The organism is Mycetohabitans sp. B8 (assembly GCF_021991875.1).
In the GTDB taxonomy this organism is placed as follows: Bacteria; Pseudomonadota; Gammaproteobacteria; order Burkholderiales; family Burkholderiaceae; genus Mycetohabitans.
This window is the reverse complement of sequence record NZ_JAHLKR010000019.1, coordinates 262745-282265: the sequence shown is the minus strand read 5'-3', so window position 1 is coordinate 282265 and position 19521 is coordinate 262745. Positions and strand designations below refer to the sequence as shown.

The window sequence follows — 19521 nt, the reverse complement described above, 5'->3', positions numbered from 1 at the left end:
TTCTAAGTTGGGATGAAGCAGGCGCGTGCACGGCGCGTGGCTCAACTATGGCCGCACCGTGCACGGCGCGCAGCGTGCAGTCTGCGCCAGCCCCGCGGTGTCGCGCAAGGTTGAACGCACGTCGGTTGCGAAATCGACACGCACGATTCGCGATGCGGAACGCAACGCACCGAGCACGAAGGCGCTGCTGGCCACGCGTGAGCGCGCAATATCGCGCGGCACGCCCGGGCGCAACCTCCCGATACGTCGCGCCTATTTCGATACGCCGTGCCTGCCGTGAGCGGCGCAATGCGCAAGCATTCAAACTGATGCAGGCGGATCATCGCCGATGTGACCGGCTATCCGGTCGTCACGATCGAGCAGGAAGTCGAGACTGCGCTTGGTGCGGCATGGCTCGCTGGCCTGGGCGCCGGGTGTGGATGCGCGACAACTCGATGGGTGGCAGGGTTACGCTGCGCGCGCGCCGTGCCGGACCCCGCGCGGCGTGCGTGCTATGTCCAACTGCTCGGCGTATACTCATCGCTGTGCCCGTCACTGAGGGGGGCGATGCCCCGGCTGTGCGACATCGGATAGATGGGGCCCGCACGGTCCGCTAGATTGAGCCGACCGAGTCAAACACCGGGCCTTGTACGTACCGCACATCGTATTGCTGTAGCAACTCGAACTGCGCCTCGTCCATAACGTGCGTGAAGATCAGCGGAATCTTCCGCCGGCTGGCGTAGCTCACCCGTGGCTTGACCACTGCATCGCGCAACGCCGAGCCCGAGTTCATCGTGATGAAGTCCAGCCGCGCCATGTCCGACACTGACTAACAGGATCTGACCGGCATTGGGCAGGTTGCCCGCGACCTTGAAGCCATAGCTTTAGTAGCTTTTTGTCAAGTGGCCAAGAAACGTGCGATGCGCAACGGCCGCCTCCGGCAGCTCGATGACCACACGCGCCGGATTTAAGCCGAGCGACACGAGCACGGTCGAGAAATGGCGTCCGTGGTCGTACTTGACGCTCTTCAATAACCGTTCGTGCACGTTCAGGAACAGCAGGCCGCCGCAACCCTTGTTGCTGTACCTGCGCGCGTCCGGCCTCCGTGGTGTCGACCTAAACTTGCAGGTGACGCTGTGCGTCACGGGGGTTCAGCGAGCCGTTGAAGTGGGCGGACGGCTCGACGCGCACTTTTCTCGATGACGGCGATGACCTGGTTCTGATCGGATAGTGCCAGGGCGACGGGTACCGGATCGGTTTCGGCCGTTTTAGTTAGTAGCACGGTGCTGCCGGCGTTGAAGATTGACTGACGCGGCCGCGCCGAGCGGCATGCCGCCGGTCGCGCGCCGGCGCGCCGGGCACTCGAAGGTCGCGGATACCGGGGGCTTCTGCTCGGGCTGGCAAATCGGGCGGTTCACCGGCGCTTTTTTAATCTTGCGTCGCGGCCTGCGCAGCGCGTTGTTCCCACAGATGCGCACAGATGAACATGACGACGCCGGCGAACAACACGCCGACCAGCGCGTCGGGGCTGATCGTGCGCATCAGCGCGCCAGCAATCATCGGCCCAAAGCAACTCGCCACGCTCCACGATGCGCCGATCAACGAACTGGCGGTGACCAGCGCCGGGCCGCGAAAACGTTCACCAATCGCCGCCAGCGACAACGTGTAAACCCCGCCCGCAGCTGCGCCGAGCACGATCAGCACAGGCCAGCGCAGCCATGGCTGCGCGGCGATCATCGGCAATGTCGGCAGCAGCAGCGCCACGACCAGCGCGGCGCCCAAGTGCACGCGCGCTCGACCGATGTGATCGGCCAGCCATCCAAGGGCAAACGCGCACACCGTATCGCCAAGCAGGATCGCGGAGCCGAACACGACGGCCACTTCCGTTGCGACGCCATGATGAATCGCGAACAACGGCAGCAGCGACAAAGCTAGTGTATCGAATAGCGCAAAAAAGCCCGCACCGACCACCAGTGCTGGCATGCGTGGTAATACCGTTTGCCAGGCGCCATGGGGTTCGTCGTCGGCCGGGCCGATGTCGCGGGCGATGCGCATCATCCACAGGCCCGGCAGCGCCAGCAGGAAGATCGCGCCGCACAATGCAAAACGCCATTCCGGGTAGTCGGCGATCATGCGGACCAGTAGCGGACCAGCCATTTGGAACAGTGTGAAATTGGTCGCGTACAGCGCGACGATGCGCCCACGCGATCGATCGTCGGCGAGCTGGTTTACCCAGGCCTCGGTGATCGTGAACAGCAGCATCAACGCGGCGCCAGCAATCGCCCTCAGGAGCGTCCAGGCAACGAGGTTGACCGTCAATTGCATTGCCAGCGTCGCGATCGACGTTATCCACACCGTGCCGATGATGGCGCGCCGCGCGCCGATACGCGACGTGATGCGCGACGCGAATGGCACAATCGCGATACCGCCGCCCGCCTGGGCGGCGGTCAGCATGCCGATCACGTGCGAGCCATAGCCGGCCTGCATTAACGCCAGGGCGGTCAGCGGCAGCGTGGCGCCGATGCCTAAACCAACAACGGCAACGCTGGCGATCAACGCGAAGAAGTCGCGTGTAAAGATAACTTTCATTCGTAATATTATGGGGCCGGCGCACCCATGGCGGCGGACCCGTTGTCGTGACGCCGCGCCTGCGGGTGATCGCACCAGGCGGCGCGGCTTGTCTAGGTGCTCAAAAGCGTGTCAAGCAGGCCGGCGCATGCTGCTCCACACTGTAGGGCCAAGCTGCCAGTCCAAGTGCACCGAGCGCGATCGCGGTGCCCACGTAGGGCAGCCAACATAGTGGCCAGCCCACGCCAATCGTGGCGCCGCCCAGCCATGCGCCGCTCGCATTGCCAAGGTTGAACGCTCCCTGGTTCAACGTCGAAGCGAGGTTGGGGGCCGCGCTCGCCCGTTCGACGATCAGCATCTAAACCGGCGGTACCACACGGCGAAGGACAGGTTACCCCAGACGAACACGGTGGCGATGGCCGCCGCTGAAAGCTTGATTGTGAACGAGAAAACCGCCAGCGCACACGCAACGCCGACCAGCGCGTATCCAGACACCAGCATGCCAGCGGTCGGAATCGATACGCGCAGGTCGCGCGCCACGTCCGGCAGTCATCCCATGATCACGAACTCGGTGGTACCGATGCCGAAGGCGGCAATGGCGGGGGCAACGAGCGGCAAGGGCATGGGCAGGCTTCGTGGTGGGGAACCGTGGTTCGGGGCGCGCGGGATGTGCGTGCACGCAGGCCGTGAAGCGCCATCTTACTGTATCCGGGAAAACCCTGCTGCCGGACGCCGTCGATCGCGATGGCCGTTTTGTGCGAAAGCCACAATGGGCGGCGGAGCCGGCAGATACCACAAGAAAGGAAAGGTGTATGCCGTTTTTCAACGGTGCCGCGGGTGGCCAGGCGCGGGCCGGACAGGAAAGGTGCGATGCCCGCCGCACGCGCACTCATGTCACCGTATTCGATGGCCATCGCTCTCGCTGCTCGCGAATTCGTATCTGCACTGCCTCTGGCTCCAAATATTGGGCTCGTGCCGTTGCCAGGACACCGCGGATTCGATCGTGACAGGCGGAGGTTTGCCGCCGGGGGTGCCGACCCGTACCCTGGCCTGAACGCGAAGCCGATGCGCTGGCCGAGTACCGCGGTTATCATGGTGACGCCGACGAATGTCTATCGCAGGGTGACACGGATTGACGCGGCGACATGGTGTGCCGGACGCGGTCCGCGTCCGGCCGCAGGCGTCGCCGGTCAACTGACGCGCCATTCCCCCGTCGCAAAAGGCCATGGCGCCGCTGGACGCGATGCCGGTTGCGCCGTGGCGTGCGGGCTCTTCGTGCTGCTGATCGAGCCGCTCGCATTGTCGCGTGTGACCATCGCATCGGCCGGGTGCTGTCGTTCTGACGTGCCGCAGCCGATGTCGCGCTGCGATGCATGGCAGGCTTGCTCGGCGTCATAGCCACTGTCGCCAGCCTGGCCGTAGTGTGCGCAGACAAACTCGACGAATGCGCGTGTCTTGGCCGCCATGTATTGCCGCTCCGGGTAGACCACGGACAGCGTCGTCTTGCTGTCCAGGATCTCGCAGTCGGGCAATAGCTGGACCAGCTTGCCGCTGGCCATGTCACGCTCGACCACGTGCTGCGGCAGCAACGCGATGCCCATGCCGCCGACAGCCGCGGCGCGTAGCATCTGCGCGTTGTTGACCACGTAGACCGGCTCGGGCATCGCTAACTGATTCGGTGCCATGCGCATCGCGCAGGTGCCAAAGCCGGCTGCGGTCACTGTGCGATTGCGCCAGCAACGACAGCGCAGGCAGGTCATTCGGCGCTTGCGGCGCGGCGTGCTCGAGCAGGTAAGCCGGCGAGGCGACGATCAACGACGCGCAAGAACTCAGGACCTGGCAGGAGAGTCCATTGCCCGGTGCCACCGTGGCTTGCACCAGGCCAACGTCGTAGCTGTCGCCGAGCGCGTCCACGGCCTGGTCACCTAGTGTGACGTGTAAGCGGATTCGCGTATGACGCTGGCGGAACCCTTCGGCCAGTCCGATTAATTCGTCGCCAAGCGATGCCGAAGCGGCGACGCGCAACGTGCCACGAGGCTCGTCGTCACCGTTGACCACGGTTGCTTCGATGAAGTCAAGTTCCTCGAGCAGTCGACGACAACCCTGTAGGTAAACGTATCCTGCCTCCGTCAACGACACATTGCGTGTCGTGCGATTGATGAGCCGCGTGTTCAGGTGGGCTTCCAATGTCGCGATCGAACGCGTGACCAGGGCATTGGAGACATTCAGTTGCTGTGCCGCGCGCCGAAAACTCTGTGTTTCCGCGACCCGGGTGAACACGCGCATGGCCTGGATCTGATTCATTCTGAGCTCGTGGTCGAGAAAATTATGTTTGACAGCCGATTGTTTTTCCCATATTAAAGTTGCCCGGCCTTCGGTGTTCCGTTGGGGAAATCCATTCGGGATCTCACACAGTTTATAGAGGATTGCGCAGCCCAAGCAAACGGGGCGCGACAAAAATCGACAATTCGTATGCGGATTGCATCAACGCGTGGACGTACCCTCAGCGCGTAATGCACTCCGATATCACGTTATCCCCCCCAGTATCGCGGCACTTTCATGCAGCCGCGTTCCCGTACACGGGGTGGAGGCAACCTCGGCGTTTTGTGCAAGCTATTTCAAAAGCGTCAACAGGCACGCGCAATTGTGTTCCGTTGTTGCATTCAATGAGTAACCGTCTGCATACACCGCCATTGGCAGACGCCTAAGATGAATATCTTCACCGGCTCGCCCGGCTTGACTACTTTATCGTGATGCAGCCGACGATTGGCCACGGTCGGAAAACAGTTTGCGCCTATAACGCCTCGCTTTGTTTCGACTTATATCGGTGGCCTTGTGCTGCAGGATTGCTGGAGTCTAAAGATACAGCGGTCATGCATTTTTGGGGAATATTGTATTGGTATGTTCGGTCGTTTTAGTTTTTTGATTTCGATATTCGTGTCAATTGGAAAGTTTTTTGCTATATTGTTTCAGTCTTGTTTTCTGCTGGCGCGATGGAGCCGGCGTTCCTCGAAGCTGTTCAGCTAGACCGGCGACGCGCTCCAATGTATTTTGCGGGTACGTGCCATACAATACTTGGCATGGCGGCGACCGCGGCAAACAAATAGACTGATTCATACTCGAAGTTGCCGGCGATCAGTCCAGCTGAAGGTTCGGTGATGCCCAGCGACAAATCAAGGAACACGCAATAGGCGGACAACGCCGCCCCGCAGTTGGCTGCTGGCATGAGCGTACCGTACCACCGGTCGATGCACGATCGTACGCGTCCAGAACGTACTGCCGGCGGGGCTCATAGTCATCGTGCTCGTGTCAGGGGCGCGGGTTGCACCAAGCGGATCGCCGCCCACACCGCCAACGCGCGGATCACGAGTATCGGCGATACGGTGACGACCCGCTGGTGCCACGATACACATGCACGTAGCGGGCGAGAAAGCGGAGTGCTTGCAGGCGATTGCGTTCGCCGGGGCGGTCGGGCGGTATTCTCGAGGGCGCTCGTTAGGGTTTCGCGGGGGCATGCTGTCGCCATTGGGAGGCCGCCGCGCCGGCATCGCAGTGATGATAGCGTGCCACCGCCGGCGTGCGTCAGGCCGCTATTGGATGCGGGTCCTATCAGTCAGCGGTGTCGATCCGCGCACCATGCTTGACCTTGGGGCCGCGCGGCGCTGGCGACCACGTCGGACGCTGTGTTGCACCGCCATCGACGATCACGATATAGCGCCCGGCCCAGCGCGATGCCTCGCGATCCGGCTTAAGCACCCACAGGAGGTGGCCTTCCCGAATGCGCGTCTCATAGTCAGCGTCCAGTATGCCGTAGTGATCCAGAAACGTATTAAGCGTGCCCGGGATTCGGATACAGCCTTTCGAGTGCCGCATGCCGAGTAGCGATTCGAGCCGCTCGGGATCGGTAGCGTGCATTTGCAGCCGCATCTGGCTCGTTGCACGATGACCCCAGCCACGCTGTGCCTGCGTCCATCCGAGGTCGTAGATTCGCTGGTCGCGCGCGCCATAGCCGCGAATGCCATTGTCGTTCAACGTGCCTTCGGCGCGAAAGTCCATGTTGTCCGGAGTATGCCGGAACACCCCGAGTGGCGTGATGAAATGGTCATAGCGACCCGGCATGCCGGTGGAAATAGGCGATGCACCGATCACCTGCCAAGGGTCCGACGACGCTTGACGCCACATCAGCATAAATGCTTGTACGAACGGATTGCAGTCCACGACGGCGACGAATTCGCTTGCCACGTCGGGCAAGCCGGCTTGGCTGAGCGCGTTCTGCAGCAGTTGTCCATAGTGCGCTTGGGCAGCGGCGGGTACCGATAGGGTGAGGTCGACAGTCTGCGCATACAGTTTTCGATAATCGAGCGCGGAGGGCACAGGGGTATAGCGTGGCAGGATGGGGGGAGCGGGCGGCGGCGCGTGGGTGGCCGAGGCCGTAGGTTGGACCGGTGGCCGCGCGGGTGACGGAGCCGGCGTTTGCACTGGAGCCGGCATTGAGGACGAGCCAATGGCAGACGATTGCCTTGGGGCAGTTGGTTGACCCGAGGCCGAGGGTGAGCCTAAGGCGGCGGATGAGTTGGAGGCAGCCGATGAGCCCGGGCCAGCCGATGAGTTCGGGGCAGCCGATGAGCTGGGGGCGGGCGATGCGACAGGTATGGACGCTACTTCGATGATCGATTTGACTGTTTCGACGGTCGATGGCGCGGCCGATCTCGGCCACGACGCAGGTTCGGCCGCCGTTGCGCCGACGCTTGCGTCGGACTGCTGTGATGAGCTCACCGCCGGCATCGGTGTCCAAAGCGTCAGCGCAATCCATGCGAGCGCGAGCATACGGCCGTGTGGCAATCTGACTGAAGCGCAGTCGAACTGAGCGCGGCCGCAAGCCGGGAGCTGTGCGTTGTGCGTTGATCGATGGTGAATAGGGGATGGATGGTGTGTTTTTTGCATCGCCGATAGACCGTGCCGCACCGTCGGAGTTCGCGTTACCTGCCGGCGTGCCGCTAGGTACGCGGCGGCGCCCAATCCCAAGGTGCCGGAACGCAGCGGCGGCGCAGACGTGGCCGACGTCAGCCCGAATGCCGATATAGGCAGCGATGGACCACCCCGGCAAGTCCGCACAGGTCTCGTCGATGACGTCTACGTGTGCATTGCGTATGGCGCACTCGACAGTGGCTCGACAGCAGTGCGCGGCCCCGATAGAATCGCGGTCCCGCGATCTCCGACGGCCTGCCGCAATGGACTATCAGGCGATCCTTCATAAAATCCAGCACGACGTCACGCCGTGGCTCGGCAAAGGCCGCGTCGCGGACTATATTCCCGAGCTTGCCAAGGTCGATCCGTCGCATTTCGGCATGGCAATCGTCACGTTGCGAGACGAGGTCTTCTGCGTCGGCGACGCTTGGTTTCCATTCTCGATCCAGAGCATCTCGAAATTGTTCGCGTGCACCCTGGCCTTCCAGTTGCAAGGTGATGCGTTGTGGCAACGCGTCGGCCGGGAACCCTCGGGCAATGCGTTCAATTCACTGGTGCAACTCGAGCATGAGAACGGGGTGCCGCGTAACCCCTTCATCAATGCAGGCGCCTTGGTTGTCACTGACGTGCTGTGCCGACGTTTCGTCCAGGCGGAAACAGCGCTCGTGCAATTCATGCGTCGTCTGGCCGGGCGCTCGGATATTGACTACAGCGCCCATGTCGCGGAATCGGAACTCGCGCATTCGGACCGAAATCGCGCGATGGCGCATTTCATGAAGAGCTTTGGTAACCTGCAGATGTCAGTGGACACTGTGATCGACGCGTATTGCCGGCAGTGCGCTATCGAAATGAACTGTGTCGACCTGGCCAGGGCGGTTTTATTCCTGGCCAACGGTGGCGTGGTGCCGCACAGTGGCGAGCGCGTGCTCGGCGCGAGCCCGGCGAAACGATTGAGCGCATTGATGCTCACCTGCGGTACGTACGATGCTGCCGGGGACTTCGTCTACCGCGTCGGATTGCCCGCCAAGAGCGGCGTTGGTGGCGGCATTGTTGCAGTATTGCCAGGGGAGCTCGGCATCTGCGTGTGGTCCCCTGCACTGGACGCGAACGGCAATTCACTGGCCGGCATGCAAGCGCTCGAGTGGCTGACGACGCTCAGCGGACGGTCGATATTTTGACGCGTCGCGCAGGCCTGGCGCGGGCGGCGCTCATGCTGCGGCAGCGGGAATGCATCGCGTTGGATCGCCGGTACGTTTCGGGCGGCGCTGATACTGCGATGACCTATAAGGATGGCGGGGCAGCCGTTGCCACCGTGGAGCTTGGCGCCGGAGCGGATGCTGATGCTTGAGAGGAGGGCGCCAAGGGCGATGAGGGTGCCGGAGCCGACGCCGACGCGGGTGCCGTGTTAGACATTACGGGGGACACCGAGGCCCGGGTCGATACTGGCGCCGGCATGGATGTAGAGGTTGGCGCTTGAGCGGGACGGGCACCCTCGTTGGAAGCCGGGACTGCGACGGCGTCCGACGCCGCGGTAGAGCCTGATGCTGGCGCGAGTTTTTGTGTTGCTTCAGCCGACGCGGCAGCCGCGTCGACGCCTGTGCTGGCCGAACGGGCCCGCAATGGCATGGCCGACGGAGTCGGCACCACGGACGTGCTCATCTTGAGCGGGGCGTCGGCTGGAGTGGCGGCGGGTTCGGGCAGCGGCGCAACCGGTTCCTTCTGGGCGGCCTTGGCGGCAGCCCGGCCGTGCAATCGCGGATCGATCTTCAGGAAGTGGTCAACCAGGTTGAAGAAGCGCTCGTAGAAGACTCCGGCCGGGAGCGAGCAAACTCGCCACGATCATCATGCACGTGCGTCGAAACAGTCGGGATCGGATCTGCATGGCGTAATGGATTCGGGGCGGCCAATCTCGCGGCACGTCCACATCTGCGCAGCATGAGTGCACACGCCTGGCCTGGACGCGCCGCTGTGCGCATGGCTCAATATGCTGGTCGCTCTGCTCTAGCAAGTGCCGCAGCGGGGCGCAGGCGCTGCGCCCTGTCGTGGCCAGCCCGTTATATATAGTTTCGTTTCGACGGAAGGCATTGATGACGTTCTATCGCTGGCCTTGTACGCACTCGGTGCCGCGTCGTGCGATCCGCGCACGTATCGCGCATCCGGTGTTCTGGAGGGTGCCTTCCGCTGATACTTCTCAGGTACGACGGCAGCCGGTGGCATTGTACTGATTAGCCTCGCATCGACGTGTCTAGTGGCATGTCAGCCTAAGGTCGTTAATCGGCTAGGGTCGTACCGCGACGAGCCGCATAAAAGGCTCGACGTGCATCGTTGCGGTGCTGTGGGTGACGTGTGTGATTACGATACGGGTTGTCGTGAGTGCGTAACGGCGCGTCGTGCCTGCCATGCTATTGTGATTAATAATGCAAATGATTATCATTATAATTATGGGTGTTCGTACCCCGTTCCAAGTGCCCGCGCTGCCCGGACGAGGGCTCTAGCGCGCCTTTTCGCCGCAACTCGTACGTATACTTTTCCATGACGCGTAACAAAAAGACTTATCGCTCTCTGCTGATCACCACTTTATTCGTCAGCGTCAAGCCGAGTTTTGCACAGAACGGGGTTGCGCAGCCCGTGCTGCCCACGATTGCGGTTAGCGCGCCAGCCGAGCACGGATCATACGATGCAAGCCGTTCGCGTACCGGGACTAAGACGGACATGCTTCTGATGGAGGTGCCGCAGACCGTCAACGTCGTGCCACGTGCGATGATCGATGACCAGAATGCGGTATCGATGCAAGACACGTTGCGCAACGTGCCGGGAGTCGGTTTTTCTGTTGGCGATGGCCAGCGCGACCAAATCACGATCCGTGGCTTTAACAGCCTCACGGACCAGTATGTCGACGGCCTACGCGACGACGCGATGTACTATCGCGACTTATCCAATGTACAGCGGATCGAGGTTTTAAAAGGACCGGCAGCGGTACTGTACGGGCGTGGCTCGGCAGGGGGCATCGTCAATCGTGTGCTGAAGCGGCCACAGGCCGAGCCAGTGCAGGATATCGGCGTGATGCTGGGTACGCGTGGCGAGCGTCGCGGTGAAATCGACATGGGCTGGAACGCGAACGATGCGGCCCGCTTCCGGATCACCGGCGCTGCTGAGAATTCACGTAGTTTTCGCGATCAATTCGCGTTGAACCGCCAAACAGTCGCGCCTTCGGCGCAATTCAAGCTGAGTCCGGATACGGTAGTGAATGTCGAGTTCGACTACCTACACGATCGCCGAACGTCCGATCAGGGTTTGCCTGCCTATATGGGGCGGCCGGTCGAAGTGCCGATCAACACTTACTACGGCTCTGCCGATGCGGCGAACAGCTCATACAATGACGTCTTGGCAAAAAGCACAACGGTGTCGCTTGATCACCGTTTCAGTAATTCGTTAGCCTTCCACGGCGCGCTGCGTGCCTATGATTTCTCACTGGAGCGGAAGAACTATGTCACGTTCCAGCCGATCCAGGCGGCTGTGCGTCCAAGCGTCACGCTCGACCAGACGACGCGTCAGCGGAGCGAGCATGGCGTTGATGGTGTATTGGAGCTGACGCAGCAAACGACGCTGCTTGGCCTGCGCCACGAACTGTTGTATGGGATCGAACTGTCGCAGCAGCAGAAATTCGACACGATCTATGGCGTATCGAAAGTGGCAACGTACAATCTGCTCCATCCACAGCTGATCGATTTACCCGGCGTGCCGGCCGGGAGGCCGGCACGCACGAATGCTGCGACGGTCGTTGGCCTGGCCGGCGTGTATGCACAGGATCTCATGACATTGACACCGCAGTGGAAGCTGCTCGCCGGCCTGCGCTTTGACTATTTGGATCAGATTCGCCACGACTACACGTCGTCCAACGTGAATCTTGCGCGTACCGACCGCGCGTGGAGTCCGCGCGTCGGACTGATCTACGAGCCGCTCGAGTGGCTGACGCTGTATGGCTCGTTCAGCCAGTCTTTCTCGCCGCTTGCGGATACGTTGATCAGTTCGGGTACGTTTGCCAATGGTGCAGCGCTGGCGCCGCAAAAGACCACCGCATACGAAGTCGGTTCGAAGTTCGACCTCGGTGGCAAGGCGACGGCTACCGTTGCGCTGTTCGACATGCGGCAGACGAACCAGCAAATCGGCGATCCGGCCAACCCTGGATATGCGCTGCCGATCGGCACTCAGCACGTACGGGGCTTGGAGCTGGGCTTTTCCGGCGAAATCGCACCGAAGTGGTCCGTCTACGCCGGTTATGCGTATTTGAACGGCACGGTTGACGGCTCGCCGCAGTCGACGGCGGCTGGGTTGGCGCTGGCCCGCAACACGCCGGGACTGATGCCGCGCCATAGCGCGAGCCTGTGGCTCAAGCGCGAGCTGCCCTACGGCTTTTACGCGGCCGCCGGCGCACAGTTCCAATCGGCGCGCTACGCATCGGCGAGCAATCAGGTCGCGCTGCCGTCGTTTACTGTATTCAATTTGGGCGCTGGCTATCGCAGTAAGAAAATGGATGTGACGCTGACGCTAGACAATTTGTTCGATCGCCGCTATTTCATCTCGGCGCATGGCAATGCTGATATGTTCAACCTGCCTGGCGAACCCCGTACGCTGACGGCCACGGTCAAGTGGCATCTGTAAGCGCGATGCTGTGCTCCAGGGAAAATTAGGGTTCTTGAAATAGTCTTCACCCGTCCATATAATTAGCACTCGCTGCACGTGAGTGCTAACAACCCGTGCCGCCAGGGTGCCTGGCTTGCCGGGCGCCAACGTTAAACAAGCGTTCTTCAGCCTGAAATACAAAAGGAGTGTGTATGAACCTTCGTCCTTTGCACGATCGCGTCATCGTCAAGCGTCTGGACCAGGAAACCAAGACTGCGTCGGGCATCGTGATCCCGGATGCAGCGGCTGAAAAGCCCGATCAGGGCGAAGTCCTGGCCATTGGCCCGGGCAAGCGTGACGACAAGGGCGCGCAGATCGCGCTCGACGTCAAGGTGGGCGACCGTGTGTTGTTCGGTAAGTATGCCGGTCAGACGGTCAAGGTCGATGGGCAAGAGTTGCTCGTCATGCGCGAAGAAGACATCATGGCGGTCGTCCAGAAGTAACGGTCGCGGTTCGGCTTTCCAAAGATTTCAAGGAGTTAGAAGATGGCAGCTAAAGACGTCGTATTTGGCGATTCCGCCCGTGCGAAGATGGTTGAGGGCGTGAACATTCTCGCCAACGCAGTGAAGGTGACGCTCGGTCCGAAGGGCCGCAACGTGGTGCTCGAGCGCAGCTTCGGCGGCCCGACGGTGACCAAGGACGGTGTGTCGGTCGCAAAGGAAATCGAGCTGAAGGACAAGTTGCAGAACATGGGCGCGCAAATGGTCAAGGAAGTGGCTTCCAAGACCAGCGACAACGCCGGCGACGGTACGACGACGGCGACCGTGCTCGCGCAATCGATCGTGCGTGAAGGCATGAAGTATGTCGCATCGGGCATGAACCCGATGGACCTGAAGCGTGGCATCGACAAGGCGGTTGCCGCCGCAGTCGACGAGTTGCGCAAGATCAGCAAGCCGTGCACGACGAGCAAGGAAATCGCGCAAGTCGGCTCGATCTCGGCCAACAGCGACACGTCGATCGGCGAGCGCATCGCTGAAGCGATGGACAAGGTTGGCAAGGAAGGTGTGATCACCGTCGAAGACGGCAAGTCGCTCGCCGACGAACTTGAAGTGGTCGAAGGCATGCAGTTCGACCGTGGTTACCTGTCGCCGTACTTCATCAACAACCCGGACAAGCAAGTCGCTGTCCTCGAGAATCCGTACGTGCTGCTGCACGACAAGAAGATTTCGAACATCCGTGACCTGCTGCCGGTGCTCGAACAAGTGGCCAAGGCCAGCCGTCCGCTGCTGATCATTGCGGAAGACGTCGAAGGCGAAGCGCTCGCGACGCTGGTGGTCAACAACATTCGCGGTATCTTGAAGACCGTCGCGGTCAAGGCGCCTGGCTTCGGCGATCGTCGCAAGGCGATGCTCGAGGACATCGCGATCCTGACCGGTGGCCAGGTCATCGCCGAGGAAACTGGCCTGTCGCTGGAAAAGGCCACGCTGCAGGAGTTGGGCCAAGCCAAGCGGATCGAAGTCGCGAAGGAAAACACGACGATCATCGACGGCGCGGGCGAAGCGAAGAACATCGAAGCGCGTGTGAAGCAGATCCGCACGCAAATCGAAGAAGCAACGTCGGATTACGATCGCGAAAAGCTGCAAGAGCGTGTCGCGAAGCTCGCGGGCGGCGTGGCGGTAATCAAGGTCGGCGCGGCCACCGAAGTCGAAATGAAGGAAAAGAAGGCGCGTGTCGAAGACGCGCTGCACGCCACGCGTGCCGCCGTTGAAGAAGGCATCGTGCCGGGCGGTGGCGTCGCGCTGATCCGTGCCCGCACGGCGATCGCCAGCGTCAAGGGCGAGAACGCCGACCAAGAAGCCGGCATTAAGATCGTGCTGCGTGCGATGGAAGAGCCGCTGCGCCAGATCGTGGCGAACGGCGGTGAAGAGGCGAGCGTGGTGGTCGCGGCCGTGGCGGCCGGCAAGGGCAACTACGGCTACAACGCGGCAAGCGGTGAGTACGGCGATCTGGTTGAGGCCGGCGTGGTCGATCCGACGAAGGTTACGCGCACCGCGCTGCAAAACGCTGCGTCCGTTGCGGGTCTGCTGCTGACGACTGATGCGGCGGTGTGCGAGCTGCCGAAGGAAGACGCACCGGCACCGGCTGGCATGCCGGGCGGCATGGGTGGCATGGGCATGGACATGTAATTCGGCTCGCGCCGGATGGAGTCCGGGCGGCGCCCCGTCGGGGGCGCCGTTCGCCCGATCCCTAAAAAACCCGCATCGCTACTGGTTGTAGCGATGCGGGTTTTTTTATAGTGTGCCGACTGCTGCCGCTAATCGCTGGTCAGGGCGGCCAGGACAGCACGGCGTTGGGTCCCGCGTGAACAGTAGCGGGCCGGGTCAATGGCGCAATGCGCCGGTTGGCGTGTTCGGCTCCGCAGCTGGCGGACTTTGTCCTTTGTCCGTGGTGCGGGCCCAGAAGAAGCGGTCCAGCATGTATCCGCCCATGCCCGGTCGATAAGCGTGCCGGATCGCCTGGTGCACGTACTCCTGCGCCTCACGCACCGCCTCGCCCGGGTCCTGGCCATTGGCGAGCAGAGCCGTGAGCGCGGCGCCCAGTGTATCGGCAAGTCCGATCAGCCGCTCGCCGCCGCGCTCCCATGCATCCTGCCGAACCTGACCTTCTTCGCTGAACAACGTGTTAAGCAGTTGCGAGGGCCGCGCGTCGGTGCATAGCACGTATTCGCAGCCCTGCCCGAGCAGATGAGTGATAGCACCGTCGAGCGTAATCGGATCGGCGTCGGAATCCGGCTGTGCCAATTGCACGAGCGTCGTCGGGTCTGCGATCAGCACCGTCGTCTGCGGCGCGAGCAGTTCCGCGATCGACTCGCGCAACTCGTCGCCGGCCAGCACGTGCTGCTCGTCGAGCGTGAAGTCCGGAACTAGGATCAGCGGCAGATCGTCATAATCTGCGACAACTTCGGCAATCGCGCTGACAATTTCGGCCCGCGTCGTCGCGCCGACCTTGAAAGCGGCAATTGGCATGTCCTCGAGCAGCATCCGGGCCTGCGACGCGACCGCCTCGGGGTCCAGGCCGGTCACGTCGCCGGAGGCCGCCGAATCGCGCACTGCATAGCCGGTCAACACCGACGCCCCATGGCAGCCAATGCTGGCCAGCGTGAGCAGGTCGGCCTGCAGGCCTGATGCGCCGGTCGGGTCTGACAGGCCAAAGGTGAGAACGATCGGAGGGGCGTCGCTGGACATGAAGGGCATGAAGCGTTACAGGGAGTGACGATGGCCGTGGCATGGGCGGCATGAACCCGCGTCACACGCTTCGAATCGACCAGCCGTGCAGCGTAGTCGTTGCTAAGCTGCATAGTCGTTGCTAGGCAGCGACGCGACGACAAGGTACCATCGTGTCTTTCATTGTAACGGATCACTCGCTCGACGCGGCAACAAGATGGAATACAAGAGTTGGATGTGCCTGATTTGCGGTTGGATCTACGACGAAGAAGCCGGTCTTCCGGAAGAAGGGATCCCGCCCGGCACGCGTTGGGAGGATGTCCCGATCAACTGGACGTGTCCCGAGTGCGGTGCACGGAAGGAAGATTTCGAGATGGTTCAAATCTGAACCACCGAGCGCTGACACGTTGCAGCGGTAGCGAGCGATGCGAATGCGCATCGATTGGCGGGCCCATGAAGTCCCGGCTGCTGCCCGATGGCTGCAGCCTTGCAACGATGGAGCCGCGCGGCGGCGCGGTGCCGAACTGTGAGGCCGTGCCCGGATACGTGATTTCACCTGCGCGTGCGGCGTGCGGTATAAGCACGCGCTGCTGTCGATGCTGCGAGCCTATGTCGACGACACGCCGGCGTTGCTTGAGTATGGGGGCGGCTATCTGGGCAGGTTGCAGGGTTGCATCGCGGAGTGAGTGTGTTCTGCTCCTTAAAACGTGTGGCGGCTGGCCGCCGGTGCGCTGCGCGCGTTTTAACGGCTGCAGGTTGGCAGCGATGTGGCGCAGGCCCATGCCAAGCGCGTGATCGCATGGTTACCTACTGCTCGCGCGCCCGGTAGCCGGCCCGCGCTGACCCGAGCCGGATAGGCCCGTCGCGGATCAATCCGGCGTGCGCATTCGATGACTTCCTGCAACGGGTCGATGCCGCAATGGACCAACTAGGCGAGGCCAGCGGCGTGGCACAGGCCTTTCCCATGGCGCCGATGCAGGTCTCGCCCCACGGCGCGAATGCAGGCCCTCGCTCCACGGTGCCGATGCGTATGCGGCGCTGGGTGCCGCGTAGGCGTCGTATCGGCTTGGCGCGCGGGCGTGGACGTTGGGCCTGGGCGGGTTGTCGAGCCTCGCCGCAGCGGTGGGGCTAGCGTGGCGACGCGTTTGCATGCCGCGATAGGCACGTTGGCTGCGTGATAGGCACAGGCACGCTGGCTGCGTCAACGGGTCATGCCTCGGGGCGGCCAGTGGTGCCGGCAAGTGTGCGGCAAACCTCGGGCGAGGCGCGCAAGCGGCGGTTGCACCAGATTGCCGCTGGCAGTCTGGTGTCCGATCCGGCTACCGTGTTGTTCGACCTGGCCCGTGCAATCAAAGGCAGTTGGCGCGTGGCCGGGCTATAGTGGAGTCGGCAAAGTGCCATCGTCGAAGTCGTTAGAGACCCTCGGGTCTTTGCTAAAATCCGAAACATGTCAAAGACCACTGATCGCATCAACCTGACCAACCAGTTCTTGATCGCCATGCCGAGCATGGCCGATCCCACTTTTTCCGGAACGGTGGTGTACCTCTGCGATCACAGCGAGCGCGGCGCGTTCGGGCTGGTGATCAACAGGCCGACCGATATCGACCTGCAGGCGCTGTTTTCTCGCATCGACCTGAAGCTGGAGATCGAGCCATTGTTGCACGTACCCGTCTATTTCGGCGGGCCGGTGCAGACCGAGCGCGGCTTTGTGCTGCATGAGCCGGTCGGCAGCGGCAACTATACGTCGTCGATGTCGGTGCCCAGCGGGCTGGAGATGACCACGTCGAAGGACGTGCTCGAAGCAGTCGCGAATGGCAACGGGCCCAAGCGCTTTTTGCTGACGCTTGGGCATGCCGGCTGGGGCGCAGGGCAACTGGAGGACGAGATTTCGAAGAATGGCTGGCTGAGTGTCGAGGCGGATCCAAAGATTGTGTTCGACGTGCCGGCCGAGCAACGTTTCAATGCGGCGCTCGCGCTGCTGGGCATCTCGGCGACGATGCTCTCCGGCGAGGCGGGCCACGCATGAGTACGGCGGCGGCCACGCTGCTCGCGTTCGACTACGGACACAAGCGTATCGGCGTGGCGATTGGCAACACGCTGACCCGCTGTGCTCGGGCGCTCACGACTGTCCCAAACCGCAATCGCGAATACCGTTTCGCCGCGGTGGGCGAATTGATCGCCCAATGGCAGCCGCTGCGGCTGGTCGTCGGGCTGCCAGTGCATCCTGATGGCGCACCGCACGAGATGACGCACCAGGCGCGGCGTTTCGGCAACCAACTCAATGGACGCTTCAACCTGCCGGTGACCTGGGTCGACGAGCGCTATTCATCAGTCGAGGCCGAAGCGGCAGGCGCGCGCGGTGCCATCGTGGACGCACAGGCCGCATGCATCATCCTTCAACAGTATTTTGACGAACAGCGATCCGAGAGCCGATGATGAGTGCCGCTATCGCGTCGATTGACGCGGAACAGTTGTATCGCGCGATGCGCGACCCGTTGCAGGCTGCGCTGGGCGATGCGATACGCTCGGGCACGACCGCACTGGCGGGGATCCATAGCGGCGGTGCGTGGATTGCCGAGCGGCTTGCCCAAGATCTGGGCGCGGCCTCGTTTGGCGTAGTCAATGTGGCGCTGCACCGCGACGACTATGCGAAAAAAGGCCTGCACAGCCAGGCGCAGCCTACGTCGTTGCCGTTCGGCGTCGATGGCATGCGCATCGTGCTGGTGGATGACGTGCTATTCACCGGGCGCACGATCCGTGCCGCGATCAACGAGCTGTACGACTATGGCCGCCCGGCGTGCGTTGAGTTGGCCGTGCTGGTCGATCGCGGTGGCCGCGAGTTGCCAATCGCTGCGCGCTTCGTTGGCGCGGTGCTCGACGTGCCGGAGACCGAAACGCTTGTGCTGCGGCGTGACAGCCACGGTGCGCTGGCGTTCGTCATCGAAGCGCGAGCGTGACGACGGCGCCGTGCGCATGGGCGTACCCCGCGTTGGCCGGCGTTGCATTGCTTATTTCATCCAGTGACGGCTGTGCGGCTGTCACCACGTTCATGACTGAACTGCGTTATCCATGAATACCGCTACCCCAAAGCCCGCCGAACCGACGCGCGTTGCCGCGCCGCATGCTGACGGGCAGCGCCCCGCTGCACCGGCATCCGCCGCATTCCGCCCGGGTTTCCTGCGCGGCCACCCGCAATTGAACCGTCACGGCGAGCTCAAGCATCTGCTGACGATCGAAGGCCTGCCTCGCGCGGTGCTCACGCATATCCTGGACACCGCGGCCCAGTTCGTCAGCGTGACGGACCGCGACGTCAAGAAGGTGCCATTGTTGCGCGGCAAATCGGTGTTCAATCTGTTCTTCGAGAATTCGACGCGCACGCGCACGACGTTCGAGATTGCCGCGAAGCGGCTGTCCGCGGACGTGCTGAATTTAAACATCAATGCGTCATCGACGAGCAAGGGAGAGTCGCTGCTAGACACGATCAACAATCTATCGGCGATGCATGCGGATATGTTCGTCGTGCGGCATGCGCAAAGCGGTGCGCCGTACCTGATCGCGCAGCACTGCGCGCCGCACGTGCATGTAATCAATGCCGGAGACGGTCGCCACGCGCACCCGACGCAGGGGCTGCTGGACATGTATACGATTCGCCACTACAAGCGCGACTTCACGCAGTTGCGGGTGGCCATCGTCGGCGACATCCTGCATTCGCGCGTCGCGCGCTCTGATATCCACGCGTTGACCACGCTTGGTGTGCCTGAGATCCGTGCGATCGGGCCCCGCACGCTGCTGCCTGGCGGGCTGGAGCACCTCGGCGTGCGGGTTTTTCACGACATGCAGCAGGGCTTGCGCGACGTTGACGTAGTCATCATGCTGCGCCTGCAGAACGAGCGCATGAGTGGCGCACTGTTGCCGTCTGCGCAGGAGTACTTTAAGACGTGGGGCCTGACGTCGGAGCGGCTCGCGTATGCCAAGCCCGATGCGATCGTCATGCATCCGGGACCGATGAACCGCGGCGTCGAGATCGAATCGAGCGTCGCGGACGGCCCGCAGGCCGTGATCCTAAACCAAGTCACGTTCGGTATCGCGGTGCGCATGGCGGTGATGGGCATCGTCGCGGGCAACAATGACTGAAACGCAGCAAACGCAGCGGCAAGCA

General features: G+C 62.4%; 19 protein-coding genes and 2 pseudogenes. 12 read left to right on the top strand and 9 right to left on the bottom strand.

All coding sequences use genetic code 11. The annotated features are described in order from the left end of the window. The first annotated feature begins 25 nt into the window (after positions 1-25). Positions 26-280, top strand: a complete 255-nt coding sequence (locus KQH60_RS12015; RefSeq protein ID WP_237576656.1) for a hypothetical protein — start codon at positions 26-28, stop codon at positions 278-280. Positions 281-592: 312 nt separating this feature from the next. On the opposite strand, the pseudogene KQH60_RS12010 reads toward KQH60_RS12015, so the two are convergent. From KQH60_RS12010 to KQH60_RS11985, 8 genes and pseudogenes are all read right to left on the bottom strand, one after another. After that, a pseudogene (locus KQH60_RS12010) lies at positions 593-1043 on the bottom strand (EAL domain-containing protein); the annotation flags it as partial. A gap of 364 nt (positions 1044-1407) precedes the next feature. Next, positions 1408-2568, bottom strand: a complete 1161-nt coding sequence (locus tag KQH60_RS12005; protein WP_237576655.1) for an MFS transporter — start codon at positions 2566-2568, stop codon at positions 1408-1410. Between the two features lie 100 nt (positions 2569-2668). Next, the gene (locus KQH60_RS12000) at positions 2669-2905 is read right to left on the bottom strand and encodes a hypothetical protein (RefSeq protein ID WP_368669349.1); all 237 of its coding nucleotides are present in this window, start codon (positions 2903-2905) and stop codon (positions 2669-2671) included. Beyond that, a complete protein-coding gene (locus KQH60_RS15085; protein WP_368669347.1) occupies positions 2899-3087 on the bottom strand; it encodes a hypothetical protein in 189 nt (62 codons plus the stop codon). Before KQH60_RS15085 ends, KQH60_RS12000 begins: the two co-directional genes overlap by 7 nt. 650 nt (positions 3088-3737) lie before the next feature. Beyond that, the gene (locus KQH60_RS14860; protein ID WP_255779121.1) at positions 3738-4175 is read right to left on the bottom strand and encodes a LysR substrate-binding domain-containing protein; all 438 of its coding nucleotides are present in this window, start codon (positions 4173-4175) and stop codon (positions 3738-3740) included. Beyond that, entirely contained in the window at positions 4108-4851 is a 744-nt protein-coding gene (locus KQH60_RS14855) for a LysR family transcriptional regulator (RefSeq protein ID WP_255779120.1), read from the bottom strand. Before KQH60_RS14855 ends, KQH60_RS14860 begins: the two co-directional genes overlap by 68 nt. Positions 4852-5566: 715 nt before the next feature. Next, a pseudogene (locus tag KQH60_RS11990) lies at positions 5567-5776 on the bottom strand (MFS transporter); the annotation flags it as partial. A 380-nt stretch (positions 5777-6156) separates the two neighbouring features. Next, positions 6157-6921: a L,D-transpeptidase gene (locus tag KQH60_RS11985; protein WP_237576654.1), complete on the bottom strand. Its 765-nt coding sequence runs from the start codon at positions 6919-6921 to the stop codon at positions 6157-6159. Between the two features lie 292 nt (positions 6922-7213). Here KQH60_RS11985 and KQH60_RS11980 point away from each other — a divergent pair, with 292 nt between their 5' ends. The 5 genes from KQH60_RS11980 to groL all read left to right on the top strand — a co-directional run bounded on the left by KQH60_RS11980 (position 7214) and on the right by groL (position 14324). After that, positions 7214-7414: a hypothetical protein gene (locus KQH60_RS11980; protein WP_237576653.1), complete on the top strand. Its 201-nt coding sequence runs from the start codon at positions 7214-7216 to the stop codon at positions 7412-7414. Between the two features lie 364 nt (positions 7415-7778). Then, positions 7779-8693, top strand: a complete 915-nt coding sequence (locus KQH60_RS11975) for a glutaminase (RefSeq protein WP_237576652.1) — start codon at positions 7779-7781, stop codon at positions 8691-8693. Positions 8694-10047: 1354 nt separating this feature from the next. Then, positions 10048-12177, top strand: coding sequence for a TonB-dependent siderophore receptor (locus KQH60_RS11970; RefSeq protein ID WP_237576651.1), 2130 nt, complete (start codon positions 10048-10050; stop codon positions 12175-12177). Between the two features lie 173 nt (positions 12178-12350). Next, positions 12351-12641 carry a co-chaperone GroES gene (gene groES / locus KQH60_RS11965; protein WP_013436121.1) on the top strand — a complete coding sequence of 97 codons (291 nt, stop codon included), beginning with the start codon at positions 12351-12353 and terminating at the stop codon, positions 12639-12641. 42 nt (positions 12642-12683) lie between these two features. After that, positions 12684-14324, top strand: a complete 1641-nt coding sequence (gene groL / locus KQH60_RS11960) for a chaperonin GroEL (RefSeq protein WP_237576650.1) — start codon at positions 12684-12686, stop codon at positions 14322-14324. 195 nt (positions 14325-14519) lie between these two features. Here the strand turns inward: groL and KQH60_RS11955 are convergent, their stop codons facing one another. Then, positions 14520-15383: a hydroxymethylpyrimidine/phosphomethylpyrimidine kinase gene (locus KQH60_RS11955; protein WP_237576777.1), complete on the bottom strand. Its 864-nt coding sequence runs from the start codon at positions 15381-15383 to the stop codon at positions 14520-14522. Between the two features lie 196 nt (positions 15384-15579). Between KQH60_RS11955 and KQH60_RS11950 the strand changes: the two genes are divergently transcribed. From KQH60_RS11950 to KQH60_RS11925, 6 genes are all read left to right on the top strand, one after another. Beyond that, on the top strand, positions 15580-15750 hold the full coding sequence (locus KQH60_RS11950) for a rubredoxin (RefSeq protein ID WP_013436118.1): 171 nt from the start codon (positions 15580-15582) through the stop codon (positions 15748-15750). A gap of 786 nt (positions 15751-16536) precedes the next feature. Next, a complete protein-coding gene (locus tag KQH60_RS11945; protein ID WP_237576649.1) occupies positions 16537-16743 on the top strand; it encodes a hypothetical protein in 207 nt (68 codons plus the stop codon). Positions 16744-16809: 66 nt separating this feature from the next. Further along, positions 16810-17388, top strand: coding sequence for a YqgE/AlgH family protein (locus KQH60_RS11940; protein WP_237576648.1), 579 nt, complete (start codon positions 16810-16812; stop codon positions 17386-17388). Beyond that, positions 17385-17798 (top strand): Holliday junction resolvase RuvX, encoded by a 414-nt coding sequence (gene ruvX, locus KQH60_RS11935; RefSeq protein ID WP_237576647.1) that lies wholly within the window; start codon positions 17385-17387, stop codon positions 17796-17798. The genes KQH60_RS11940 and ruvX overlap by 4 nt, the downstream gene beginning before the upstream one ends. Positions 17799-17809: 11 nt before the next feature. Beyond that, positions 17810-18319: a bifunctional pyr operon transcriptional regulator/uracil phosphoribosyltransferase PyrR gene (gene pyrR / locus KQH60_RS11930; RefSeq protein ID WP_237576776.1), complete on the top strand. Its 510-nt coding sequence runs from the start codon at positions 17810-17812 to the stop codon at positions 18317-18319. Between the two features lie 112 nt (positions 18320-18431). Next, positions 18432-19496 (top strand): aspartate carbamoyltransferase catalytic subunit, encoded by a 1065-nt coding sequence (locus tag KQH60_RS11925; protein ID WP_237576646.1) that lies wholly within the window; start codon positions 18432-18434, stop codon positions 19494-19496. Positions 19497-19521 lie beyond the last annotated feature (25 nt).